Genomic DNA, 25,138 nt, shown 5'->3' with positions numbered 1-25,138 from the left:
GTTGTTTATTGTGATAATTCAGCAACAGTAATTTAGCCCGAGCTCATGTACCGTATTGGCTTCCCCGCCAGGCTCGGCTGTTGTATCAACGCGCTCGGCGAAACCCTGACACGACGAGGATCGGGTGGCTTCATTGCTGAGAACCGTTTGTGGCCGGGCCGCCTGGGTCGGCGCGCTATGGCTGGTCGTGACGGCAGGGTCGGCGCTTGCCGAAGAGCCGAAGTCAACCACATCTGCCGAGACCAAGCCTGCAGAAGGCAATCCGTGGGCGCTAAACTGCGCCAGCGGATCGGCCGGCATCGAGCTTCAATGCCAGGTCTCCCAAAACCTTACCGAGGCCAAGACGGGGCAGCGCGTTCTTACCGTTACGGTTCGCCGCGACAACGGCAATGGCAACCTCGCCATGCTGCTGGCCTTGCCGCACGGGCTGTTCCTGCCTTCCGGCGCCTCGTACCAGATCGACCAGGGGCAGAAGACGACCATTGCCATCCAGACCAGCGACCAGAACGGCGCCTATGCCGCGACCCCTTTGTCGGCGGACCTCGTCAAGGCGATGAAATCGGGAACCAACCTGAACATCGGCATGGAGTCGGTGACGCGCAAGCCGGTGACCATTCCGGTCTCGCTTGCCGGATTCACTGCCGCGATCGACAAGCTTCAAGCGTTGAAATAGCCGGCCTATCTCGGCAGATGCGTAAGCATCAGCTTACGTTTTGGACCGGCCGGACTCACACGTGCTTGCGGCCGCCTGTCTCGCGGAACCAGCTGTCGGGGTAAGGATACCACCAGTCCTGGATCGCCGGTCTGTGGTCGATGATGACCATCTTGGAGCGTCGGAAGGCGTCGAGTCCCTGGCGTCCCAGCTCGCGGCCAAGGCCTGATGCCTTCCAGCCGCCGAAGGGCAAGGCGTCATTGTCGATCAGCGGGTTGTTGACCCAGACCATGCCGGCCTCGAGCCGCTCGGCCGCCTCATGCGCCTCGGCGAGGTCGGTGGTGAACACCGAGGCGCCGAGGCCGAACGGGCTGTCATTGGCAAGCCGGATCGCCTCGTCGAAATCCTTGACGCGGCAGATCGCGGCGACCGGTCCGAAACACTCTTCGCGCACGATCGCCATATCGGGGGTGACGCCGGTCAGGATCGTTGGCTCGTAGAACCAGCCAGTGTTGTGCGCCGGCGGAATGCGCCCGCCGGCAACGGCTATAGCGCCGTTGCTGATAGCATCATCGACCAGCCGCATCACTTTCGCCCGGGCGGCTTCGCTGACCAGCGGGCCGATCTCGGTCTTGTCCATGCCATTGCCGATGCGCAGCGCCCGCGTCTTCTCGGCGAACAGCTCGACGAAGCGATCGTGAACCGAGTCGACGACAAAGAAGCGTTCGGCCGAGGTGCAGACCTGGCCGGTCAGGTGGAAGGCGGCGGTGACGCTGCCGGCTGCCGCCACGTCGAGCGGCGCGTGCTCGCTGATGATCAGCGGATCGCTGCCGCCGGCTTCGATGACGCAAGGCTTCATGCGCTCGGCGCAGGCGACTGCCACGGCTTTGCCGGCGGCGACCGAGCCGGTGAAGGCGACAGCGTGGGTGCGCTCGGAGGCGATCAGCGCCTGCGCGGTGGCGGCCGTGCCAGGCAGGCAGGCGACCAGCCCTTCCGGCAGTGAACGGAACACCGTCATGTAGTCCAGCGTCGACAGCGTCGTCGCTTCGGCCGGCTTGATGACGCAGCCGTTGCCGGCGGCAAGCGAGGCCGCAACGGTCCAGCACATCAGCAGGATCGGGAAGTTGTAAGGCATGATGTGCACGGAGACGCCATACGGCTCGTAGCGCGCATACTGGAACGACCCGGCCTGCGTCGTACCGGCGATCTTGCCGGCGTCGTCGCGCGCCATCTCGGCATAGTAGCGGAAGATCGGCGCGCAATTGGCGATCTCGCCGATCGCTTCGGGATAGGGCTTGCCCATCTCGCGCACCATCAGCTCGGCGCAGCGGGTGAAGTCCGCCGCCTCGATGGCGTTGGCGACCGCATGCAGATGCTTTGCCCGGCTCTTGGCATCGAGCTGCTTCCAGGCGGCTTGTGCCGTGGTTGCGGCACACAGCACCGCATCGACCTCACCGTCCGTTGCGGCGGAGATCGAGCCGACGGTCTCCAGCGTCGCCGGATCGATCACCGGTTTTGCCGTGCCGGTCATCGGCCGGTAGTCCGGATTGACGAAGAAAGCCGGCCGTTCAGCGGAGAATTGCATGGTCGTCCTTTCAGGTCCGCTCAGCGGATCATGTAGACCTTCTTGATGGTCTCATGGACGGTGCAGACGCCTTTCCAATTCTGAGGAAAGAACGCCGCCGTGTCCGGCTCGATCTGGATGACCTCGCCCGATTCGTGCACATAGGTGCAGCGGCCCTCGAGGAAGTGGCAGAACTCGTCGCGGGTGACATGGCAGTGCCATTTGCCGGGGGTGCAGACCCACAGGCCGCATTCCGAACGGCCCTCCGGCCCCTTGTAGAGCAGCTTGCCCGAGGTGTGGGACACGCCCTCGATCATGGTCGGGATGACGCCCCAGTCGACGAGGTCGGTGATGGCAAGCGGGGATTGCATGATGGGCGTGGTCATGGCGATTTCCTTTAAAAAAGTGCTCAGCGGCACATGAAGGCCTTGGTCAGTGTTTGCGTGATGGTGGAGGTGCCGGCCCAGCCGGCGGGGAAGAACACCAGCATGCCGGCCTCGACCGGGATCTCTTCGCCATTCTCGCGGACATAGGTCCCGCGGCCCGACAGGAAATGGCAGAACTCGTCGGCGGCAAAGGTAACCTTGCGGCTGCCTGGCGTGCACGACCACAGGCCGCATTCGCTTGAGCCGTCCGGGTTCTGCGAGAGGATCCTGCCCGAGGCGCGCGGCGAGCCGGCAAGCGTGTTGCTGCCCCCGCCCCAGTCCTCCAGTTTCACGGTCGAGGCCTTTGGCCAGTGCGGTGTCGGCATATTGGGAAGCTCCGTTGCTGTTCAAGCCAGCATGTAGACGTTGCGCATGGTCTCATGCACGGTGCATTCGCCTGTCCAGCCGGCAGGGAACATGACCACGGTCCCGGCTGCGACTTCTACCACCTCCCCGGCATCCGACCGGTACGTCGCGCGGCCGGCGACGAAATGGCACAATTCGTCGCGCGGAATCGAGAGCCGCCAGCGGCCGGGCGTGCACACCCAGATGCCGGATTCCGGCTGGTTGTTGGGTCCTTTGTGGACAAGCCTGCCGGTCGAGTGCGACGCGCCGTCCAGCGCGTCGGACTGGGCGCCCCAGTCGACGAGGTCGGTGCGGGTGGAGGCTTGGTAAAGGTGCGGGGCGGAGGAGGTCACAGCAACTTCTCCAGCAACCCGGCTGCCTTCTCAGGCCCGTTCTGGGCCTGCATCTGCGCCGAGGTCTTCGCCAGCCTGATCTTCATCTTGGGGTCAGTCAGGCAGGCTTCGATCCTGCTGATCAGCTGGGCGTCGCTCCAGTCGTAGCGCGGCATGCCGAAGCCGTGGCCGGTTTCCTGGACGCGGGTGGCGTTGTCGTGGCCGTCCCAGACATAGGGCATGATGATGGCCGGCTTGCCGAAATAGAGGCACTCTGTGAACGAGTTGTTGCCGCCATGGTGGATTACGGCATCGACCTGCGGGATGACTGAAGGCTGCGGAAACCAGCTCTCGACGACGACATTGTCCGGCACATCCGTGTACAGGTCCTTGTAGCCGCCGACATTGACCAGCGCGCGGTAACGGGTCTTGCCCAGTGTTGCGATTATGCGCTTCAACAAATCGACATCGCCGGCGCCGAGGCTGCCGAAGGAGACATAGAGCAGCGGCCCGTCATTGTTCTCGGCGAAGGTCGGCACGGCGTATGGCTTTTCCTGCCGCACGCAGCCTTCGAGATACTGGAATTTCGTCGTATCAAGCGGATGGCGGCGTTTGAACTTTGCCGCTTCGGGATAGAGCAGCAGATTGAGATAGGGCGAGGTCTCGAAGAACTGACCGACCGGGTATGGCGCTTCATTGTTTGCGGTGAGGAAGGCGTTGAAGTCGTCGTGGATGGGCTTGATCACCGCATTGAAATGATCGCGATAGCGCTGGTGGCCGACATGGTCGTTCTCGCCGCAGCCCGAGAGATGCGGCGGGATGTCCTCATCCTCGATCTCGTTTTCCGAGCAGGAGATGACGCGCACCCAAGGCTTGCCGAACTGTTTGATGGCCGGAAACAGGATGACATTGTCGACGCAAATGACATCAGGCTTGATGGCGGCTAGGACTCGCGGCAAATCCTTCTGCGCCCATTTGGCGCTGTCGACGATCGCGGTCCAGCAATCCTTCACGTAATTGTCGACCTGATCGTAGGGCGATTTGCGGAAGTTCGGGATTTGGCCGTTGATGAAGTCTTCCCAGAATTTCGCCATCTGCTCGGGCGGCATCGGCTCCGACAGGTTCACCGGATGCGCTTCGAAGCCGTAACCCTTGTAGACATCGACAAAGCCGGGGTCGGACAGGAACACTGCCTTATGGCCGCGCGCCTCGACCGCTTGCGCGATGCCGACCGAATTGAGCGCCGGGCCGTAGGCCGCTTCGGGAAAAAACGCGATCGTCTTCTGCGCCATCAAGCTCTCCTATTCCTGAAAAATTCTGACATCGGCGGCGTCCCAGCCGAGTTCGACCTGATCGCCCGACGAGACCGGCCGGCGGTCGGCGGCATCGGCGGTGACGCGCACCAGAAATGGTTTTGGCGACAGAGGCGTGCGGATATGCAACTGCAGGTCCAGCCCGTGATAGGCCAGCGCCTCGACCATGCCGGCGGTGCGGTTGGCGGTCTCGGGTGACGGGAACAGCCGGATGCGTTCGGGTCGCACCGAGGCCACGGCGGAAGCGCCGGGTGTGAGCTTGGCGGGAACCTTGCCGGTGATGCGTGCGCCGTTCGCGGCGATCACGCCATCCGCAGACACCTTGCCCGGTACGAAATTCATCACGCCGATGAAGTCGGCGACGAAACGGTCGGTGGGATGCTCGTAGATCGCGTGCGGCGTGTCGCATTGCAGCAGCTGGCCGTCCTTGAGCACCGCCATGCGGTCGGCCATGACGAGTGATTCTTCCTGGTCGTGGGTGACGATGACGAAGGTGATGCCGACTTCGTGCTGCAGGCGCTTCAGCTCCATCTGCATGGCGCCGCGCAGTTTCTTGTCCAGCGCGCCCAGCGGTTCGTCGAGCAGCAGCAACCGAGGCCGTTTGACCAGCGCGCGGGCGAGCGCGACGCGCTGCTTCTGGCCACCCGACAATTGCTCAGGCTTACGGTCGGCGAAGGGGACAAGCTCGGTGGTGGCCAGAATGGCCTCGACGCGGGAACGGATTTCAGCTTTCGGCAAGCGCTCCATCTCCAGCCCGTAGGAGACATTGGCGCGCACGCTCATATGCGGGAACAGCGCGTAGGACTGGAACATCAGATTGACCGGCCGCTTGTTGGGCGGGGTCCGGGCGATGTCCTTGCCATCGAGCAGTATGCGGCCGTCGGTTGGCGTCTCGAAGCCGGCCAGCATGCGCAGCAGCGTGGTCTTGCCGCAGCCGGAGGGTCCAAGCAGCGCGAAGAACTCGTTTTCGCGGATGTCGAGCGAGATGCCGTCGACGGCGGTGACCCGGCCGAACTTCTTCGAAACGTTATCAATGGCCAGCAGCGTGCGCGGTTCGCTCATTGGCCGATGATCCCACGGTTGAGCCGCTGCGACAGGGTCAGCGCGGTGATGGATACCGCCATGACGATCGTCGCCAGCGCGTTGATCTCCGGCGTGATGCCGAAGCGGATCATGGCGTAGATCTGCATCGGCAGCGTCGTCGAGGCGCGGCCGGCACCGGCGGTGAAGAAGGCGATGATGAACTCGTCGACCGAGAGCGTGAAGGCAAGCAGAGCGCCGGCGATCACTGCCGGCGCGATGACCGGCAATGTCACACGCCGGAAGGTGGTCAGAGCCGAGGCGCCGAGGTCGGCGGAGGCCTCGACGATCGACCAGTCGAAACTCTTTAGCCTTGCGCGCACCACCGAGCAGACGAAGGCGAGGTTGAAGACGACATGGGCGAGGATGATGGTGTGCAGGCCCATGGTCAGGTTTAGCATGGAGAAGAACGACAGCAGAGCGATCGCCAGGACGATGTCGGGGATGATCATCGGTGCGAAGATCAGCGCCTCGAGACCCCTGCCGTATTGCCGGCGCATCTCGATGCCGATGGCCAGCAGCGTGCCGAGCAGCGTGGCGATGGCCGTGGAGACCAACGCCACGATCAGCGTGTTGAGCGCAGCGGAAAGGATGGCGGAATTGCCGGCCAGCGAGGCATACCATTTCAGCGAAAAGCCCGACCATGCCGTCGGCAATCCGCCTTCGTTGAAGGACAGCGCCACCAGCACGGCGATCGGGATGTAGAGGAAGGCGAAGACGAGGGTGAGGATCGTCCGCATGCCGAGCGTACGGGTGAAGGAATGGGTCATCGCCGGCCTCCGACAATTGGAACGCAAGCGAACGACCAGAGTCCTTCTTCCCGTTCACGGGGAGAAGATGCCGGCAGGCAGACGGGGGGCAGCGTTGAGCGTCGCAAAGGTTGACGCCGCCCCTCATCCGCCCCTTCGGGGCACCTTCTCCCGGTGAACGGGGAGAAAGCAAGAATTGCGCAGCGCTCAGCCATCGGCGTCGCCCCTTGCCTCAGTCGCACGCCCCGCGGCGCGGTCGGCGGCGAGCGCCTGCGCCATCAGCACCAGAAGCATGATGGCGATCAGCGCCATCGCCAATGCCGCGCCAAACGGCCAGTCATTGGCGGTCAGGAACTGGTCGTAGACGAGGTTGCCGATCATCTGGAAGCGGCCGCCGCCAAGCAGCGCCGGGGTGACGAAATTGCCGATCGACAGCACAAAGACGAAGACAGCACCCGCAGCGATGCCGGGCACGGTCAGCGGCAGGATGACACGTCGGAAGGTGGTGGCGGCCGAAGCGCCGAGATCGCGTGAGGCCTCGGCCAGTTCCGGGTTGAGGCGTGACAGCGGCGCGTAGCAGGCGAGGATGACGAAGGGCAGATAGTTGTAGACGAGGCCTGCGATGACCGAGCCTTCGGTATAGAGCATCGAGGGCGGTTCGCCGGTGTAGCCGAACCAGCGCAAGAGCTGGGTGATCAGGCCTTCGCGGTTGAGCAGCACGATCCAGGCATAGGTGCGGATCAGGTAGTTGGACCAGAACGGCAGCACGGCGAAAAACAGGAAAATTGGCTGCCACCGGCGCGGGGCGGCCGCGATCGCATAGGCGGCGGCATAGCCGATCACCACCGCGATCAGGGTCGCGGTGCCGGCGATACGCGCCGATTTGAGGAAGATGCCGGCATAGAGCGGGTCGAAGACCAACCCGAAATTTTCCAGCGTCAAAGTGTAGTCGATGCCGCCATAGACGCCGCGCCGGAAGAAGGCGAGCGCCAGCACCAGGGCGCATGGGATAACCATCAGCGCGGTCAGCCAGACCAGCGCCGGGGCCATCAGCAGAGAGGAACGAAGCCGGGTCTGGGACAATTTCTCGGGTACCGCTCAGGGCCGGCGGCAGAAGTGCTGCCGGCCGTGAAGTCTGCGCCGCTTACTGCGCGGCCTTGATCTCGCTGACGATCTTGGAATAGTCGCGCTGGGCTTCGCCGACGTCACGCAACTGCTCGAACTTGACGAGATCGGCCACCGGCATCGCCATGTTGGGGAATTTGGCCAGGAAGTCGGCCGGCAGGCTTTCCATCGCCGGTTTGTTCGGCACCTTGTAGTCGATGTTCTGCGCCGCCCAGGCGTGGTTCTTGGCGTCGAGCATGAAGTTGATGAACTTGAAGGCGTCGTCCTTGTGCTCGGACGCCTTCATCACCACCATCGTGTCGACCCACAGGTCCGAACCTTCTTTAGGGATGACGTATTTGATCTCCGGCTTGTCGGCGATGCCGTAATTGCACCAGCCGTCCCAGGCCTGCACCATCAGCGCCTCGCCGGAAACCAGCTTGGAATAGAAGGTGGTGTCGTCATAGGCGAGCAGGGTCTTCTTGGCGGAGATCAAGAGGTCCTTGACCTCGGCCATCTTGGCCGGGTCGGTCTCGTTGACCGAATAGCCCTTGTCGAGCTGCCCGGCGGCCAGCAGCCAGCGATCGGTCGCCAGCATGGTGGTCTTGCCCTTCATCTCGTCGGAAGGGGCGAGCAGGTCGCTCCAGCTCGTGGGCGCCGTCTTGACAAGGTCAGAGCGGTAGCAGAGGCCCGTCGTGCCCCAGGTGTAAGGCACGGAGAAAGCGTTGCCGGCATCGTGCGGCAGCTTGGTCGCTTCGGGATAGAGGTTGGCGAGGTTGGGGATCTTGGCATGGTCGATCGGCTCGGTCAGGCCAAGCTTGTTTAATACTTCGGCGAAGGGCGAGGAGACGAAGACCACGTCATAGCCCTTGCCGCCGGCGGCAATCAGCTTGCCCATGATCTCTTCATTGGTGGCGTGCACCACCACTTCGCCGGCAATGCCGGTGGCGGTCTTGAAAGCGGCCATGGCGTCGGGTGCCATGTACCCATCCCAGTTCGAAATAACGAGGTCGGCTGCGGCGGCCGGCCCCGAGAGCGTCAGGGCGAGACCGAGAGCGATTGAGGATGTATTGAGCGCACGGCGCCGCAGGCTGGTAGCGGTCATGGCAGTCTCCCATTCGGTTTGATCGTCGAAATCATTTGCCGGACCAAGGCCGGCGACGCGCGCGCCTGCCTCGATCCTGTTCCCTCGGTCTTTTCTCGCCGATTGTGCCGACAGTACTATTGCAGAAAAAAGTACGTCAATCCATAATCTGTCAACCGACGGAGGAATTTGGCCGATTGTCCCTGTTCCGGCGATCAGCCAGACCAATGCGCCACATTCGCATTCGAGAAAAGTCATGCAAGCCGTAGCCAGACGACCTCGCACCAACCATCTCGATCTGGCGCAGCGCATCCTGGATGTGGCGCGGCAGCGTGGCTTCGAGCCTGGCGCCCGCCTGCCCGAACAGCAGATCGCCTCGCTGTGCAATGTCTCGCGCACGCCCGTACGCGCCGCACTCGGCCTGCTCGCGGAACGGGGCGTGGTGCGCTGGGAGGCCGACAGCGGTTATCATCTGACGGTCGACCTCGCCGCCCAGCCCGCCATTGCCGCCGAACTACCTAGTGCGGAGGAAGACGAGCTCGCCGAAGCCATCCTGCGCGACCGCTCGGCGCGACGGTTGGACCAGACGGTGACCATCGCGGGGCTGATGCGACGCTACGACGCTGATCGCAAGACGGTACTAAAAGCACTTAACAAACTGACCGACGAGAATCTTCTGGATCGTGCGCCTGGGCAATCCTGGTTGTTTCGCCGCGCGCCGGACGATCCGGAGGCGCAAGGCGAAAGCTACGAGTTCCGCCTGGTGCTGGAGCCGGCGGCCATCCTGACGCCAGGCTTTCGGCTGGACGGGGCGCGGGCAGCAATGTTGCGGCAAGGCATGGAAGCGCTTGCAGCGCTGCCGGACGAGACATTCGACACGCGCGAGTTCCAGCGGCTGGACATGGATTTTCATGGCATGATCGCCGAGGGCTGCGCCAACCGTTTTGTGTCGGATGCATTGGCCGATCATCTCCGCCTGCGCCGGCTGCCGGGCATCTATTCCGGCGTCAACGTGTTTCGGCTGCGGCAATCGTTGCGCGAACACTCGGGCATACTCGACTATCTTGAAAGCCGGCAGTATGAGGTGGCTGCCGATCTGCTTCGCATCCACCTGCGGCTCTCCCGCAGCCAGCGACCGCAAGCAGCCAGCCGCGGAGCTCCCGCACTGTTCGGCATGATCAGCCGGCCGGATTGAAGAGGAATAATTGACGCGTAAAGCCAGCCCGACCATCGCGCTGTTTCCCGAAGCCAGTTTCGGCGCCGCGTTGAATTGCGTCGGTATCGCACAGGCATTGCGCGCACGGGGCGCTCGCCCCGTCTTCATCTGCCATGCCGGCTTCTCCGGCGTCTTTACCGACTATGGCTTCCAGGAATACCATCTGCCGACGGATGAGCCGCTGAGCGACAGCGAGCGGCAGAGCTATTGGCAGGCCTTCGTGCGCCGGCACCTGCCGCATTTCCGGCTGAGCCCGATCGACCAGCTCGAGACCTATGTCGCGCCGACCTGGCAAGCGATCGTCGACACCGCCGTCAACGCCGAGGCGCCGCTGCGCCAATTGCTGGCGCGGCTGAAGCCGGATGTGGTGGTGCTCGACAACGTCATCATGTTCCCGGCGATCGCCGCCGCCGGCTGCCCGTGGGTGCGCGTCGTCTCCTGTGCCGAGACGGAACTGCCGGATGCCGAGGTGCCGCCCTATCTCTCGGGGATGGGTGCCGACGACCCGCAACGTGCGGCGTTCGAAGCGCGCTATCTCGCGGCCTCCGCACCCGCGCATGAGCGCTTCAACCGTTTTCGCGCGGATGCCGGCCTGGCGCCGTTGCCCAAGGGCCTGTTCCTCGAGACATCACCCGACCTCAATCTGCTGCTGACGCCAGCGATCGTACGGCGTGAGCGGGCCGAGCCGCTCGACCCCAAACGCTTCGTTTATCTCGAAGGCTGCGTGCGCTCGGAAGGGCCGTTCGAGGTGCCGGTGTTTCCGCGCAATGGCGGGCCGCTGGTCTATGTCAGCTTCGGCAGTCTCGGCGCGATGGATGTCGGGCTGATCGAACGCATGCTCGCCGTCTTCGACCGGCTGCCGGCGCGCTTCATCGTCAATGCCGGCGGCCTGCGCGACGCCTATCGCGCGGTGCCGGACAATGTCTATCTCGACGCCTGGTTTCCGCAGCCTTCGGTGGTGGCGAAGTCGGACCTGTTCATCCACCATGGCGGCAACAACAGCTTTTGCGAGGCGCTGCGCTTCGGCGTGCCGTCGCTGATCATGCCCTATTGCTGGGACGGTCACGACAATGCGCAACGCGCGGGAGAGACAGGTGTCGGCGACCATATCGGCCGCGACGCCTGGACGGAAGGGGGATTGGAGAGAGCCATTCTCGGCCTGCTGGCCGACGATGCGATGCGCGCCCGCCTCAGGGACAATGCTGCCAAGATGGCGCTGACCCCTGGAACGGATGTGGCCGCGCAAGCCATACTCTCTCTCATAGGTACGTGAACCAAAATGCAGGACAAAAATACCAACACCGCTCTCTTCACCGGCAACGATCCCAAGGCCTGGCTCGCCCAGCACGGCATCACGGAGGTCGAGTGCCTGGTGCCCGACATGAATGGCGTGCTGCGCGGCAAGGCGCTGCCGACGGTGAAATTCCTCAAGGCGCTGGAAGACCGCGCACTCTACCTGCCGAGCAGCGCTTTCCTGGTCAGCATCGATGGCCGCTACTCCGGTTCCATCGACGAAGGCTTTGCCTATCAAGACCCGGATATGCGCATGGTGCCTGATATGTCGACGCTGTGCCTGGCGCCGGGCGGTGGCGTCGGCAAAGCCTATGTCTTCGCCGACGCCTTCCACATGCAAGGCAAGCCCTGGATGGCCTCGCCACGACATGTGCTGCGCGCCGTGCTCGATCTCTACCGGAAGCGCGGTTGGCGCGCGGTGGTGGCGCCGGAAATCGAATTCTATCTGACCGCGCCCAATCCGAATCCCGACCAGCCGCTGACGGCACCGGTTGGCGCCAATGGCCGCGCCGAGGGCTCGCAGCATCCCTATGACATGGTGGCGCTGGAAGAATTCGAGCCGGTGATAAGGCGCGTCTATGATTATGCCGCAGCCGCCGGCCTGCCGCTCGACACGCTGATCCATGAGTCCGGCACCGCGCAGCTGGAGATCAATCTCTTGCACGGCGACGCGGTGCCGCTCGCCGACCAGGTGCTGCTGTTCAAGCGGCTGACTCGCCAGGCGGCGCAGCAGAGCGGCATGCACGCGACCTTCATGGCCAAGCCGATCGCGGCGCAGGCGGGAAGCTCGATGCATCTGCACATGTCTGTCGTCGATGAAACGACAGGCGCCGAGCTGTTTGCCGACAGAGATGATGCAGACACCGAAATGTTCGGCCATTTCATCGGCGGCCTGCAGAGATATGTGCCCGAGATCATGCCGCTGTTCGCACCCAACGTGAACTCGTTCCGCCGCATCCGGCCGAACCACAGCGCACCGGCCAACATCGAATGGTCGCATGACAACCGCTCTTGCGGCCTGCGCGTGCCGGCAGGTGGCCGCGCCGCCCGGCGGGTAGAGAACCGCTTGCCGGGAGCGGATTGCAATCCCTATCTGGCGATCGCCGGTTCGCTGCTTGCCGGCTATCTCGGCGTCGAGCAGAAGCTGGCGCGCTCGGCTGAGGCCTCGGGCAATGCCTACAGGATCAAAAGCACGCTGCCGAAAACGATGGAGGAGGCGCTTGATCGTTTCATTGCTTGCGAGCCGGTGCGGGCATTGCTCGGCGAGGATTTTTTCCAGACCTATCTGCGCGTCAAGAGCGTCGAACTCGACCTGTTCCAGAGCGTGGTGACGAGCTGGGAACGCGACCATTTGCTGCTGAAGGTGTGATCATGGCCTCCGGCTCAACAGGTTTCAATTCGAGCCTCGATATCGGCAATTCCTATTATGTCGCCACCGCCAATCCGGCGCCGGACCATCCGGCGCTGGTGGGAGATGTCGGCGCCGATCTGGTGGTGGTCGGCGGCGGCTGCACCGGCCTGTCGGCCGCCCTTCATGCCGCCGAGCGCGGCCTGAAGGTGGTGCTGCTCGAAGGCGGCAAGATCGGCTGGGGCGCGTCGGGCCGCAATGGCGGCCAGATGATCCCTGGCCTGCGCAAAGGCGCCAAGGGGTTGGTCAAGCTTTACGGCCCCGAGCGGGCGAAGGCGCTGTTCGACCTCGCCTTCGAGGCGCGGGGCCTGGTGCTCGACATCATCGAGCGCCACGCCATCGATTGCGATCTGCGGCTGACCGGCCATCTCGTCGGTGCCGTTAATGGCTCCGACCTCAGGGATCTCGAAGACGAGGCCAAATGCCTCGAGAGCGTGATGAAGTTCCGCGACGTCGAGATCCTGTCGGCGGCGCAGGCACGCGGCAAGGTGGACACGCCCTATCATGGCGCGATGTATGAGCCGCTCGGCGGCCACATGCATCCGCTGAACTACACGCTCGGGCTTGCCCGAGCAGCCGTGGCCGCCGGCGTCACCATTCATGAGAATTCGGTGGCGGTGAAGCTGGAGCTGGAACCATCGATCCGGGTCTCGACATCGAAGGGTTCGGTACGGGCCAAGCATGTCGTATTGGCGGGCGATGCGCTGCTCAATGGGCTGGAGCCACGCGTCAACAGCCGTATCATGCCGGTCGGCAACTACATCGTCGCCACCGAGCCGTTGGAGGGCAAGCGCAATGTCATCCCGGCCAATGTGGCGGTGTCCGACACACGCTTCGTCGTCAACTACTACCGCATGTCGGCGGACGGACGCCTGCTGTTCGGTGGCGGCGAGCGTTACACGCCGTCGCCGCCGGCCGACATCGCCGGCTTCGTGCGGCCGCATATCGAAGCCACTTTCCCGCAATTGAAGGGCTGCCGTATCGACCATGCCTGGGGCGGGCTGGTGTCGGTGACGACATCGCGGCTGCCGCATGTCGGGCACTATGGCGAGGTCTATTTCGCGCATGGCTATTCCGGCAAGGGCGTCATCCTGTCGACGCTGTCGGGCAAACTGCTCGCCGAAGCGATTACGGGCGACGCCTCGCGGCTGGACCTGTTCTCGACGCTGACGCCGATGCCGTTCCCGGGCGGTACGGCGCTGCGGGGCCCGCTCTATGTGCTGGGGATGTTGTGGTACGCCATGCGCGACCGTATCAAGCATTGAGGTTAGTACCGGCGGGTGGATCATCGGAGGATTGCATGCGTGATTTTCAGTTCCCCGGCCGCTCGCCGGTTCGCGCAACGGAAGTTATGGCGGCGACATCGCATCCGCTGGCGACGCTGGCCGCCATCGACATGCTGCGCTCAGGCGGAAATGCGATGGACGCCGCCGTCTGCGCGGCGGCGGTGCAAGGCGTCGTCGAGCCGCAATCGACGGGCATCGGCGGCGACTGTTTTGTGCTCTACAGCCCCAAAGGCGAGGGCGAGATGCTGGCCTTCAACGGCTCGGGGCGATCGCCTGCTGCTGCAAATGCCGATTGGTTTCTGGAGCGGGGCCATGGCGAACTGCCTGGAACCGGACCGCATGCCGTCACCATACCAGGCGCCATCGATGCATGGTGCCGGCTACTCGAGGACCACGGAAAAAAGGGCATCGACGCCGCGCTGGCGCCAGCCATTCGCTATGCCGAACAAGGCTATGTCGTTCATGATCGCGTCGCCTTCGACTGGGCCGACGAGGTCGCCCTGCTCTCAGCCGATGAACATGCCGCGCGCATATTCCTGCCCGAGGGAAGGGCGCCGCAAGCCGGCGATGTGCATCGGCAGCCGCACTTGGCGGACACCTTGCGCATCATCGCCAACCGAGGCCGTGCAGGGTTTTATGAAGGTGAAGTCGCGGACGATCTGGTGGAACGTCTTCGCGCGCTGGGCGGGCTGCATGCATTGGAGGATTTCGCCGAGACCCAAGGCGACTACGTCACGTCGGTGAATACGTCCTATCGCGGCTACGATATCCATCAGATGCCACCGAACAATCAGGGCATGACGGCGCTGATCATGCTGAATGTGCTTTCGGGCTTCAGCCTTGGTTCGTTGGAGCCGAACAGTGCCCAGCGGCTGCATCTCGAGATCGAAGCCGGCCGGCTTGCCTACCAGGACCGCGATACTTTCATCGGCGACCAGGATTTCGTCCAGGTCCCCGTCGAACAACTGCTGTCGGCAGCTTATGCGGAGCGGCTGCGCGCCGCCATCGATCCGGCCCTCGCCATGACGCATCTGCCGCGGCTTGAGCTGCCGCGCAGCGACACCGTCTATATCTCCGTGGTCGACCGCGACCGCAATGCAGTCAGCTTCATCAACTCGACCTTCGGTTCCTTCGGCAGCGGCGTCGTCGGTCCCAAGACAGGCGTCGTGCTGCAGAATCGCGGCAGCAGTTTTCGCCTCACGGAAGGCCATCCAAATCGTATCGCGCCGCGAAAGCGACCGATGCACACCATCATGCCTGGCATGGCGACGCGAGGGGGTAAGGTGGTGATGCCGTTCGGGGTGATGGGCGGCGGCTACCAGCCGTTCGGCCATGTCCATCTGTTGACCAACATGATCGATTTCGGGATGGACCCGCAGCAGGCACTGGATGCGCCACGGGTGTTCTACAAGGACAATGCCGCGCTGGCCGAGCGCGGGATTCCGGCTGAGGCGATCGCCGGCCTGCGTCAGCGCGGCCATCAGGTTTCGATCGCCGAGGAGCCGCATGGCGGCGGCCAGCTGGTGCTGATCGATTGGGAAAAGGGCACGCTCACCGGTGCCTCCGATCCGCGCAAGGACGGTTGTGCGCTGGGCTACTGATCTGCGTTACTGGAATGCGCATTCAGAACCAGATCAGCCAGACAAGCTGCAGGATTACCAGTGCAATGGCGTCCCAGAAGATGAGTTCCCCCATCGAGAACCAGCGCCGCGACCGGTTGAAGCTGTAGAACAGCCGCCAGACAAGTGCCGCGGCGGCCAGCGGCACCAAAGCGAGCAGCGTGCTCACGGCAGTCGCGCTCCCGACACCGCATCGAAGGTGTGCAGCGCCGCCGGCGGAAAGTGTAGATAAAGCGGCTGGCCGGGATCGAAAGCGCGATCGACATTCACGGTCCTGACGATCAGCGCGTTGGCCTCGCTCGTGGCGAAGATCAGCACGTCCGGCTCGACCGGTTCGACGACGTCGACGGCAAACAGGATGGCATCGCCGGCAGTCGCGTCGACAAGCTGGATCTGCTCGGGGCGAATGCCGAGCACGATGGGACCATCAGGCTTTCCCGGAAGCGGGCAAGTGAAACCGCTGGCGTGGAAGACGCCGGCGCGGACATCGCCATCGAACGTGTTCATCGCTGGACGGCCGATGAATTCAGCGATGAAGCGATTGGCAGGCCGCCGATAAATCTCGCGCGGGTCGTCGTACTGGATCAGTGCGCCTTCGCGCAACACCGCGACCCTGGTCGCCAGCGTCATCGCCTCTTCCTGGTCGTGGGTGACGAAGACGAAGGTCTTTTTCAGCTCGCGATGCAGACGCTTCAGCTCGGTGCGCATGTGGAGCCGCAACAAGGCGTCGAGATTGGACAGCGGCTCGTCCATCAGACAGAGGCTCGGCTGCCAGACGAGTGCGCGGGCCACAGCCACGCGCTGCGCCTGGCCGCCCGACAATTGCGAAGGGCGGCGGTCGAGGTAACGGGTGATTTCGAGCAGCTCGGCCATGGCGCGGACGCAGCGGTCAAGCTCGGCGGCCGGCATCTTTCGGATGCGCAAGGGATAGGCGATGTTCTCGTAGACGCTCTTATGGCTGTAGAGCGCATAGTTCTGGAACACCATGCCCATGCCGCGCAGGCGCGGCGGCAGGTCGGTGACATCGAGGCCCTCGACCATGATGCGCCCGGCGGTCGGCCGCTCCAGCCCGGCGAGCAGCCGGCAGGCTGTCGTCTTGCCGGAACCGGACGGGCCGAGCAGAACCAGGAATTCGCCGAGCTCGAAAGCAAGATCGAGCGCCTGCAGCGCCACCGTCCCGTCCGGGAAGGCCTTGGTGACGCCGTCGAAAACAATTGCCATACAAGATCCCTTCAACCCTTGACCGCGCCGAAGGTGAGGCCGCGGACGAGCTGTTTCTGGACAAGGAACGTGAAAAGCACGATCGGCAGCGTTGCCACGATCGCGACTGCCGCGACCTGTCCCCAGAGCGTGCCATGCGGCGTCACCAGCCCCGGTATGCCGACGGTCAGCGGCCGCCCGTCGAAAGCGACGAGGATGAAGGCATAGAGGAACTCGTTCCACGACAGGATGAAGCAGAGCACCGCTGTGGCGCCGATGCCGGGTGCGGCCAGCGGCGCGACGACGAAGAAGAATGCGCCGAGCCGCGAGCGGCCGTCCATCATCGCGGCCTCGTCGATCTCCCTGGGGATTTCGGCGAAGAAGCCGCGCATCATCCAGACGACGAGCGACAGGTTGAAGGAGGTGTGAGCGATCACAACGGCGTAGATGGTGTCGATCAGGCCCAGCGAGGTGAAGAACAGGAACAGCGGCACGGCGATTGAGATCGGCGGCGCCATGCGCGTGGTCAGGAAGAAGAAGAACAGGTCTTCCTTGCCGGGAAAATCCGAGCGGGCAAAGCCATAGGCAGCTGGCGCGCCGATGACGATGCAGAGTATGGTCGACGACACCGAGATCAGCACCGAATTGATCGCCAGCGGCCAGTATCCCTTGTCGATGAAGACGGCGGGATAGTTGGCAAGCGTCGGCGAAAAAATCCATTTCGGCACAGAAGACAGAAGATCGACGCGGTTCTTGAACGACGCCAGCACCATCCAGACATAAGGCGTCAGCGCCACCACGACGGCGACGAGCAACACCGCCCAGGCAAAGCTTTTCCAGGCGCGGTTGGTGGACTGATCGATCATCGCAGCGCCCTCAAAACGCCCCCACCTGCTTGCGGCTCGACCAGTAGACGGCCTTGTAGAAGACCGAGCACAGGATCAGCACGACGAGATAGATCATGAAGGCGACCGCGGCGCCGTAGCCGAGGTCCCAGTTACGGAAATTGACGCGGTAGGCGTAGATCGAGACCAGCTCGGTCAGCGTTCCCGGTCCGCCGCCGGTCATCAGGAAAACCTTGTCGAACTCCTTGAAGGCGTCGATGCCGCGCAGCAGCAGCACGAGCGCGATGACCGGCCGCAGCAGCGGCAGCATGACGTTTCGGAAAATCTGGAACGGTTTGGCGCCATCCATCATCGCCGCCTCGAACGGCGCGCGCGGCAGGCTCATCATCCCGGCGAGCATGATCAGGGTGACGAAAGGCGTCCACTGCCAGACATCGATGGCGACGATGGTCGGAAACACCAGGTCGGGTGCCGAAAGCACCGCCGAATTCTGCGCCAGCAGGCCGACCTTGCGCATGTAGAAGGTGAGCATGCCGAAATCGCCCTGCAACAGCAGCCGCCAGATCAGCCCGACGGCGACCGGCGCGATCATCATCGGGATGAGCAGCAGTGTGGTGAGAAGCCGCTGGCTGGCGACGAAGCGGAAGATCAGGAAGGCCAGCGCAAAGCCGAGCAGGAATTCCAGGCCGACGGCGATGATGACGAATTTCAGCGTCAGCAGGAACGATGCCCAGAAGAATGGGTCGTTGCGCATCAGCTTGCGGAAATTGTCGAAACCGACGAAGGCGCCGGCATGGCTGGCGTCGGCGAAGCTGAGGTCGGTCAGCGCGGTGTAGACCATGTAGTAGAACGGGCCGACCAGGAAGACGACGACGAGCAGCGTCGCCGGCAGCATCAAGAGCGGCCCCACCCCACGGTCGAGAAGCGGCATTCCGCGCGGCGATGGAGTGCGGTTCGTCACGGGCGTTTCCTGCGGACAAGAACGGCTACCCGCTTGTGCGGGTAGCCTCTGCGCGACATCTCAAGGCCTATCGTGCCGGATAGGTCATGGGTGCGCAAGAACCGAGCAGTGTCGAGATGTCGGTGGCGGCGGTGTCGAGGGCGGCCTGCGCCTCCTTTTCGCCGGCGAGGTAGGACGACAGTTCGCGCACTAGTATGTCGGTCATCTCGGCCGATTGCGGCAGCGTCGCCTTCGGCACCGCATGCTCGTTGGCCTCCATCGAAGCCTTGGCATAGGGCAGCTTCTGCACCTCGGCGGAGGCATAGACATCCGGCCGACCTGAAGCGCCGCCATTGAGATGCTGTTCGAGCTGGCGGTCATAGCCCATCATCCACTGGACGAAGAGGAAGGCGGCCTGCTGGTTCTTCGAATAGACCGGGATCAGATAGGTCCAGCCCTCGACCTGGCCGATCTTCCCGCCGTCGCCTTGCGGCACGAGATCGAAGCCAACCTTGCCGACCACGGTGGAGGCCGTGGTGTCGACCGACACGGCATAGGTTGCGTCGTTCCACATGATCAGCTCGGCGACCTTGGCTTGCTGCATCAGCGCCATGACATCATCCCAGAAATAGTTGAGGCTGTCCGGCGGCGAGAATTGCAGCAGGCTCTTGTAATATTCGAGCGAGGCGACGGCCTTGGGGCTGTTGACGATCACCGGGCCGCAGGCCGAGCCGCTCTTCACTTCGAGCACGTCGCCGCCGAAGGAATAAAGGAAATTGAGCCACTCATACCACAGTGCCTCATGGCGCTTGCCCTGCAGGGCGGTGCCGTAAAAACCCTGGTCGGGGCGATAGAACCATTCGGCGATATCGCGGTATTGCTTCCAGTCCTTGGCGGGAGCGAGGTCGTAGCCATACTTGGCCTTGAAGCCTGCCTGCTCCTTGGGATCGGCGAGCAGGTCCGAGCGATACCACATGAACATGTTGAGCACTGTGAAGGGGAAGCCGTACTCCTTGCCGTCATACCAGGAGATTTCGTGCCAGGCGGTCTGGTAGAGCTGCTTCTCCGGCTCGAAGCTCGGATCGCGCAAAGCCGGGTCGGCCATCATCTTGGCGATTTCGACCAGATGGTTGTTGGTGGCGAACTTGCCGAGTTCGCGATGCGGCTGGATGATGACGTCGTAGCGGCCGCGGTGCGAGTTGAGATCGAGCTGCACCTTGTTGACGGCTTCCGAGTGCTCGTACATCTCGACTTCGACATGGATGCCGGTCTGTTTTTCAAACTCCGGCGCCATCTTCTTCAGCGCTTCGAGCGGCGGCAGCGCCTCGCCGACCATGCGGATGGTCTGGCCGCTATAGGGTTTCGACGCCTCTTTCAGATCCCACGCGGCCGCTTGTGTCACTTGCCACGTCAGGGGCCACACAAATACGACTGCGACGAGCAGTCTGGACGCGGTACGTCTCAGCGGCTTGAGCATTCTTCCCTCTCCCTAGAAGTCGTGCCTGGCGGGCCGGCGCCCGTTTTGTCATAAAATGTGTGGTACTGCAAATCAAAATGTGGCACCTTGCAACAAATGGTTAGGAGGTGTTAACAGACCGGCAGCAAACCGGCTTTCCCGACCAGGCGAGGGACCTTTCGGATGGACTTCATCTTCATGCTGACGCGCAACGATCGCACGGTCGAGGACTGTCTCGACCTGGTCGATTTGATTGAGCCGGTCGGCCTGAAGCATGTCGGCTTCAAGGATATTGGCGTCGCGCCGGATGTGCTGCGCAAGCTCGCTGTCGCCATTGGCCGGACAGGCGCCACCACTTACATGGAAGTTGTCTCGACGACGGCTGAGGCCTGCCTTAATTCCGCGCGCATCGCCAGGGATCTCGGCATCCAGCGCCTGCTCGGTGGTACCCAGGTCGACGAGATCATGGCGTTGCTGGAGGGGAGCGGCACCGAATACTACCCTTTTCCCGGGCGGCCGGTCGGCCATCCGACCAAGCTCGGCGGTTCGGCCGAGGATGTCGAGGCCGACTGCCGCGCCTTCGCCGAGAAGGGTTGTGCGGGATGCGACATCCTCGCCTATCGCGCCACCGAGGCCGACCCGGCCGAACTGGTGCGCGCAGCCCGGCGCGGGCTTGGTCCGTCGCGGCATCTGATCGTCGCCGGCGCTGTGGCATCAGCCGATCGCATCAAGGCAATCAAGCTGGCCGGCGCCAACGCTTTTACCATTGGCACAGCGGTTTTCGATGGCTCCTATTCGCCGACGAAAGGTTCTATCCTCTCGCAACTGCGGGATGTCCTCGCGGATTGCGAGCGTGTCTAATGCCAGTCATCGGCATCGATCTCGGCACACAAAGCCTAAAGGCGATCGTTGTCGATGACGAATTGCGGCTGCGTGGCGAGGCCGCTGTGTTGTACCAGCCGGCCTTCCCGGCGCCCGGCTGGGCCGAACAGAACCCGGCGCTGTGGCTGGCGGCGCTCAAGCCGGCCATTGCCGGCGCGCTCGACAAGGCTGGGCTTGCGCCGTCCGACATCAAGGGTATTGCCATTGCCGGCCAGCTCGACGGCTGTGTTGCGGTCGACAGCAGCGGCCAGGCCCTGGCGCCGTGCATCATCTGGATGGATCGGCGCGCGGCGGCAGAGATCGCCGGCATCGATCCGGACTTCATCCGCGAGCGCACCGGTCTTGTCCTCGATGCCACGCATATGGCGGCGAAAATCCGCTGGGCAGCGCGCAACCTGCCCGAAGCGCGCCGAGTGGCGCTCTGGCATCAACCGGTATCATTCGTGGTCGCAGCGTTGTGCGGTCGTGCCGTCATCGATCACGCGCTGGCCTCGACGACCATGCTCTATGGGCTGAAGGAGCACAATTATGCCGGCGATTTGCTGGCGGCCTTCGACATCGCTGCAGATAAATTGCCCGGCATCGACGATGCATCTGAGATCGCCGGCGCCTTGACCCACGCCGGCGCCGAGCTCACCGGCCTGCCTGTGCGCACGCCGCTGGCGGTCGGCACCGGCGATGATTTTTCGGCCGCCATAGGCGCCGGGGTTGTCGTGCCCGGTGTCGTCGCCTGCAATCTCGGCACGGCCGAAGTGGTCGGCGCGGTGTCCGGCACGCTTCGCCTCGACCCCGGCGGCCTGGTCGAGACCCATGGCTTTCTCGGCGACGGCTATTTCATCTCCAATCCCGGATGGCTCTCGGGCGGCGCGGTGACGTGGTTTCTAACAACCTTCGGCGTCGATTCGCCGGCGGCGATGTCGGAACTGGCGGCGACGGTGGTTGCCGGCAGCGACGATTTGCTGTTCTTGCCCGCGTTGTCCGGTGCCATGGCGCCGCGCTGGATCGCCGAAGCGCGTGCCGCTTTCTACGGCCTGACATCCTTCCACGGCAAAGCCGCTTGTGCCCGTGCCGTGCTGGAGGGCTGTGCCTTTGCCATGCGCGACGTGGTCGACCGGCTGGACGATCTCGATATCGCGACGGATCGCATCCGGCTCTCAGGCGGTGGCGCGCGCAGCCGGGTATGGGCGCAAATCCGTGCCGATGTCAGCGGCAGGCCGGTCGAGATCGCGGGTGCGGCCGATGCCTCGCCGATCGGTGCGGCAATCCTTGCCGCCGCAGCCATCGGCCTTACCTCCTCAGTGCAGCAGGCGGCTGAAAGGCTGGCCGGCCACATCGAGACGATCGACCCTGATCCTTCCGCCAAGGCCGCCTACGACAGAAGTTACCGCCGGTATCGCACCTTGTTCGATGCCCTGACCCCGCTTCATGCTGACTGACCGGACTGCATCCTATGTCCAGACAAATGCTCGATCGCCTTATTGCCGGCACGCTGCCTGACCCGGATAGCCAGGGAATGCTGTCGGTGCCGCTGAAGACCATCGTCATAGGGCGCGGCCTCGGCGACGAAGCCGATGCGCTGGTCAAGCCGCTGCCGCTCGGCCGCAAGCTTTCCGTGGTCATGGACCCAGACACAAGGCTGGCGCTCGGCGAGAGGGTGTCGATTGCGCTGCGCGGCTCCAGCGATGTCGACAAGATCATCCTGCCGCGCCATCCGCATCCCGACATGGACGCCGTGCGATCGGTGATCGCCCGCACGAAAGACGCCAGCGGCCTGGTCGCGGTCGGATCGGGCTCGATCAACGACATCACCAAATATGCCGCCCATCTGACCCAAAAGCCCTATGCGGTGTTCGGCACCGCGCCGTCGATGAACGGCTACACCTCGGTGTCGGCGGCAATCACCGAGGACGGCCTGAAGAAATCGCTGACGGCGAGCCTGCCGGTCGGCGTTTTCCTCGATCTCGATGTCATGGCGCGGGCGCCGCACCGGCTGATCGCTGCCGGCTTCGGCGATTCGATGGCGCGCCCGACCGCGCAGACCGATTGGCTGATGGCGCATCTGTTGCTCGGCACGCCCTACCGGGAGGCGCCGTTCATGCTTCTGGCCGAGGACGAGGAGGCGCTCATCGCCAAGGCCGGCGAACTCGGGACCGGCGACCTTGAGGCGATGGAAGTGCTGGTGCGCACGCTGGTCATGTCGGGTCTTGGCATGACTTTGTGCGGCGGCTCCTATCCGGCCAGTCAGGGCGAACATCTGATCGCCCACTATATCGACATGCGGGGCCAGGGATTGCCTGAGGCGCATCACGGCGAACACATAGCGGTGACGACGTTGACGATGGCGCGGCTGCAGGAGCGCGTGCTGGCACTGCCGGAGCTGCAGCTCGCGCCCTCTGCCGATACGCCAGACCGCTTCATCGAGATCTTCGGCGAAACGCTCGGACGTTCCTGCTGGGCGGCATTCAAGCCCAAGCTGCTGGACCGCGAACGGGCGGACGCCATCAACACCATGCTGGCCAAGCAATGGCGCTCGCATCGTGAAAGGCTGCTGCGGGTGGCACGCCCGGCGCGCGAGATCGCGGCAGCACTGCGCGCCGCCGGCGCGCCGACCACGCCGCAGGAGGTTGCCATACCGGCTGGCTTCTACGACGAGGCGGTCGCCAATGCCCGGCTGATCCGCGACAGGTTCACCATGCTCGACGTCGCGGCTGCCTCGCTCGAAACGGTTGCGGCGGGAGCCTGAGCGGGTGCTGCGTCCGCTTGCCGACTTCACCGCGCTGGACCGGCGCAACATCGCCGTCGTTCTGACCGATATCGACGACACCTTGACCGACAAGGGACGGCTGCCGGCAAAAGCCTATGCGGCGCTCGAGCGGCTGAAGCAGGCCGGCTTCATTGTCGCGCCGGTGACCGGCCGCCCTGCCGGCTGGTGCGACCTGATCGCGCGGCAATGGCCGGTGGACGGCGTGATCGGCGAGAACGGCGCCTTCTATTTCCGCTATGACGGCACTGCCAAGCGCATCGTTCGTCACTATGCCAGGAGTGCCGGGGAAAGGCAGGCTGACGCGGCGCGCCTGCGCGAGATCGAACGCGCCGTGCTCGCCGAAATTCCGGGTGCGGCGGTCGCCGCTGACCAGGCCTATCGCGAAGCCGATTTGGCGATCGATTTTCGCGAGGATGTCGCGCCGCTGCCCAAATCTGAAGTGCTGAAGATCGTCGCTATCTTTCAGCGCTATGGAGCGGCGGCGAAAATCTCGTCCATCCATGTCAATGGCTGGTTCGGCAAATACGACAAACTGTCAACAAGCCGGCTATTCTTGCGCGACTGTTTTGGTATAGACATAGACCACGACAAGGACAGCATTGTCTTCGTCGGCGATAGTCCAAACGATGCGCCAATGTTCGGATTCTTCCCCAACAGCGTCGGTGTCGCTAATGTGCTGGACTTCGCCGGCGAACTTCCGGCATCTCCTGCCTTCGTCACAAGCGGGCGCGGCGCGCAAGGGTTTGCCGAGCTTGCCGACGCACTGATTGCTGCAAAGGGAATGGAATAATCATGGATCAGGGCCGACTGACGAAGAAGGAGCGGCACGCGCTTATCCTTTCGGAAGTGCGCCGGTCGGCGTCCATCCGCATCTCCAAACTTGCACGGCGCATCGGCGTCGCCGGCGAGACCATCCGCCGCGATCTTATCGAACTCGGCGATGCCGGGCTGATCAACCGCACCTATGGCGGTGCGACGATCTCGCTGGTGACATCAGAGCCGGTGATTTCGGAGCGCGGCCTGACCCTGGTCGAGGAGCGCGCCCGCATCGGCCGCGGCGCAGCGGGCCTGGTCCAGAAGGGCCAGATCGTGATGATCGATGGCGGTTCGACCACTTATGAGGTGGCGCGCAACCTTTCGCAGCTGAAGCGCGACCTGACCATCATCACCAATTCCACCGGCGTGGCCTCGGTGGCCGGCGCCAATCCGACCTTCCGCGTGCTGCTTTGCCCCGGGACCTATGACAGCCGCGAAGGCAGCGTGCTTGGCGAAGACACCGTCGAGTTCCTGCGCCGCTACAATGCCGACGTCGCCATTATCGGGGCATCGGGGATAAGCGCCGATGGTCCGAGCGACATGATCTCGGGCGCCGCAGCCGTTAAACGCGCAATGATATCGCGTTCACTGTCGACGGTGCTGGTGGTGACCCACGACAAGTTTGGCCGCAGCAGTCTGGAACGCATCTGCGGGCTCGATGACATTGCCGATATCGTCACCGACAGCGAACCGAAGGCCGACCTGCGCACTGCTGCCGAACAGGCGGGCACGGAGCTGCATGTGTTTGCCGCCGACTGATCAGCA

Annotated in this window: 25 protein-coding genes; 11 read left to right on the top strand and 14 right to left on the bottom strand. The window is 63.7% G+C overall.

Features of this window, described 5'->3' with window-relative positions; translation table 11 throughout:
* Positions 1-124 precede the first annotated feature (124 nt).
* Positions 125-673, top strand: a complete 549-nt coding sequence (locus tag X771_RS160920; protein WP_031196023.1) for an invasion associated locus B family protein — start codon at positions 125-127, stop codon at positions 671-673.
* A gap of 55 nt (positions 674-728) precedes the next feature.
* Here X771_RS160920 and X771_RS160925 read toward each other — a convergent pair whose 3' ends face one another.
* The 9 genes from X771_RS160925 to X771_RS160965 all read right to left on the bottom strand — a co-directional run bounded on the left by X771_RS160925 (position 729) and on the right by X771_RS160965 (position 8,669).
* Positions 729-2,237: an aldehyde dehydrogenase family protein gene (locus tag X771_RS160925; RefSeq protein WP_023686659.1), complete on the bottom strand. Its 1,509-nt coding sequence runs from the start codon at positions 2,235-2,237 to the stop codon at positions 729-731.
* 20 nt (positions 2,238-2,257) lie between these two features.
* Complete coding sequence (locus X771_RS160930; protein WP_023672951.1) at positions 2,258-2,602, bottom strand: cupin domain-containing protein; 345 nt, start codon at positions 2,600-2,602, stop codon at positions 2,258-2,260.
* A gap of 23 nt (positions 2,603-2,625) precedes the next feature.
* The gene (locus X771_RS160935) at positions 2,626-2,967 is read right to left on the bottom strand and encodes a cupin domain-containing protein (RefSeq protein WP_023672950.1); all 342 of its coding nucleotides are present in this window, start codon (positions 2,965-2,967) and stop codon (positions 2,626-2,628) included.
* A 21-nt stretch (positions 2,968-2,988) separates the two neighbouring features.
* Entirely contained in the window at positions 2,989-3,339 is a 351-nt protein-coding gene (locus tag X771_RS160940) for a cupin domain-containing protein (protein WP_023672949.1), read from the bottom strand.
* Positions 3,336-4,610: a glycosyltransferase gene (locus X771_RS160945; RefSeq protein WP_023686658.1), complete on the bottom strand. Its 1,275-nt coding sequence runs from the start codon at positions 4,608-4,610 to the stop codon at positions 3,336-3,338. The genes X771_RS160940 and X771_RS160945 overlap by 4 nt, the downstream gene beginning before the upstream one ends.
* A 9-nt stretch (positions 4,611-4,619) precedes the next feature.
* Positions 4,620-5,693 carry an ABC transporter ATP-binding protein gene (locus tag X771_RS160950; RefSeq protein WP_023686657.1) on the bottom strand — a complete coding sequence of 358 codons (1,074 nt, stop codon included), beginning with the start codon at positions 5,691-5,693 and terminating at the stop codon, positions 4,620-4,622.
* Complete coding sequence (locus tag X771_RS160955) at positions 5,690-6,481, bottom strand: ABC transporter permease (protein ID WP_023672946.1); 792 nt, start codon at positions 6,479-6,481, stop codon at positions 5,690-5,692. The genes X771_RS160950 and X771_RS160955 overlap by 4 nt, the downstream gene beginning before the upstream one ends.
* Before the next feature lie 186 nt (positions 6,482-6,667).
* A complete protein-coding gene (locus X771_RS160960; protein ID WP_023686656.1) occupies positions 6,668-7,510 on the bottom strand; it encodes an ABC transporter permease in 843 nt (280 codons plus the stop codon).
* A 94-nt stretch (positions 7,511-7,604) separates the two neighbouring features.
* Positions 7,605-8,669 (bottom strand): spermidine/putrescine ABC transporter substrate-binding protein, encoded by a 1,065-nt coding sequence (locus X771_RS160965; protein WP_023686655.1) that lies wholly within the window; start codon positions 8,667-8,669, stop codon positions 7,605-7,607.
* Between the two features lie 235 nt (positions 8,670-8,904).
* On the opposite strand from X771_RS160965, the gene X771_RS160970 reads away from it, so the two are divergent.
* Genes X771_RS160970 through ggt form a run of 5 tightly spaced genes read left to right on the top strand, consistent with a single transcriptional unit; the run spans position 8,905 to position 15,452 of the window.
* Entirely contained in the window at positions 8,905-9,843 is a 939-nt protein-coding gene (locus X771_RS160970) for a GntR family transcriptional regulator (RefSeq protein WP_023685712.1), read from the top strand.
* Positions 9,844-9,853: 10 nt separating this feature from the next.
* The gene (locus X771_RS160975) at positions 9,854-11,137 is read left to right on the top strand and encodes a glycosyltransferase (protein WP_023685713.1); all 1,284 of its coding nucleotides are present in this window, start codon (positions 9,854-9,856) and stop codon (positions 11,135-11,137) included.
* 6 nt (positions 11,138-11,143) lie between these two features.
* The gene (locus X771_RS160980; protein WP_023686654.1) at positions 11,144-12,526 is read left to right on the top strand and encodes a glutamine synthetase family protein; all 1,383 of its coding nucleotides are present in this window, start codon (positions 11,144-11,146) and stop codon (positions 12,524-12,526) included.
* Positions 12,527-12,528: 2 nt separating this feature from the next.
* Positions 12,529-13,830: an FAD-binding oxidoreductase gene (locus X771_RS160985; protein ID WP_031202416.1), complete on the top strand. Its 1,302-nt coding sequence runs from the start codon at positions 12,529-12,531 to the stop codon at positions 13,828-13,830.
* A gap of 35 nt (positions 13,831-13,865) precedes the next feature.
* Positions 13,866-15,452, top strand: coding sequence for a gamma-glutamyltransferase (gene ggt / locus X771_RS160990; RefSeq protein WP_023686652.1), 1,587 nt, complete (start codon positions 13,866-13,868; stop codon positions 15,450-15,452).
* 22 nt (positions 15,453-15,474) lie between these two features.
* Here the strand turns inward: ggt and X771_RS1000000167910 are convergent, their stop codons facing one another.
* The 5 genes from X771_RS1000000167910 to X771_RS161010 form a co-directional block, all read right to left on the bottom strand.
* Complete coding sequence (locus X771_RS1000000167910) at positions 15,475-15,639, bottom strand: hypothetical protein (RefSeq protein WP_023672938.1); 165 nt, start codon at positions 15,637-15,639, stop codon at positions 15,475-15,477.
* Positions 15,636-16,691: an ABC transporter ATP-binding protein gene (locus X771_RS160995; protein WP_023686651.1), complete on the bottom strand. Its 1,056-nt coding sequence runs from the start codon at positions 16,689-16,691 to the stop codon at positions 15,636-15,638. The genes X771_RS1000000167910 and X771_RS160995 overlap by 4 nt, the downstream gene beginning before the upstream one ends.
* An 11-nt stretch (positions 16,692-16,702) precedes the next feature.
* Positions 16,703-17,536 carry a carbohydrate ABC transporter permease gene (locus X771_RS161000; protein ID WP_023686650.1) on the bottom strand — a complete coding sequence of 278 codons (834 nt, stop codon included), beginning with the start codon at positions 17,534-17,536 and terminating at the stop codon, positions 16,703-16,705.
* Positions 17,537-17,546: 10 nt separating this feature from the next.
* Positions 17,547-18,476, bottom strand: coding sequence for a sugar ABC transporter permease (locus tag X771_RS161005; RefSeq protein WP_155923309.1), 930 nt, complete (start codon positions 18,474-18,476; stop codon positions 17,547-17,549).
* 67 nt (positions 18,477-18,543) lie between these two features.
* Entirely contained in the window at positions 18,544-19,857 is a 1,314-nt protein-coding gene (locus tag X771_RS161010) for a sugar ABC transporter substrate-binding protein (RefSeq protein ID WP_198025808.1), read from the bottom strand.
* A gap of 237 nt (positions 19,858-20,094) precedes the next feature.
* Between X771_RS161010 and X771_RS161015 the strand changes: the two genes are divergently transcribed.
* From X771_RS161015 to X771_RS161035, 5 genes are read left to right on the top strand one after another with little or no spacing between them, the layout of a single operon-like run.
* Complete coding sequence (locus tag X771_RS161015; protein WP_023672934.1) at positions 20,095-20,772, top strand: 4-hydroxythreonine-4-phosphate dehydrogenase; 678 nt, start codon at positions 20,095-20,097, stop codon at positions 20,770-20,772.
* On the top strand, positions 20,772-22,229 hold the full coding sequence (locus X771_RS161020; RefSeq protein WP_023686648.1) for an FGGY family carbohydrate kinase: 1,458 nt from the start codon (positions 20,772-20,774) through the stop codon (positions 22,227-22,229). Before X771_RS161015 ends, X771_RS161020 begins: the two co-directional genes overlap by 1 nt.
* Before the next feature lie 14 nt (positions 22,230-22,243).
* A complete protein-coding gene (locus tag X771_RS161025) occupies positions 22,244-23,536 on the top strand; it encodes an iron-containing alcohol dehydrogenase (protein ID WP_084566706.1) in 1,293 nt (430 codons plus the stop codon).
* Positions 23,537-23,543: 7 nt separating this feature from the next.
* A complete protein-coding gene (locus X771_RS161030) occupies positions 23,544-24,347 on the top strand; it encodes an HAD-IIB family hydrolase (protein ID WP_023686646.1) in 804 nt (267 codons plus the stop codon).
* A 2-nt stretch (positions 24,348-24,349) separates the two neighbouring features.
* Positions 24,350-25,132 carry a DeoR/GlpR family DNA-binding transcription regulator gene (locus X771_RS161035; protein WP_023686645.1) on the top strand — a complete coding sequence of 261 codons (783 nt, stop codon included), beginning with the start codon at positions 24,350-24,352 and terminating at the stop codon, positions 25,130-25,132.
* Positions 25,133-25,138 lie beyond the last annotated feature (6 nt).

The organism is Mesorhizobium sp. LSJC269B00 (assembly GCF_000502815.1).
Taxonomy (GTDB): domain Bacteria; phylum Pseudomonadota; class Alphaproteobacteria; order Rhizobiales; family Rhizobiaceae; genus Mesorhizobium.
This window is presented reverse-complemented; position numbering and strand designations above follow the sequence as displayed.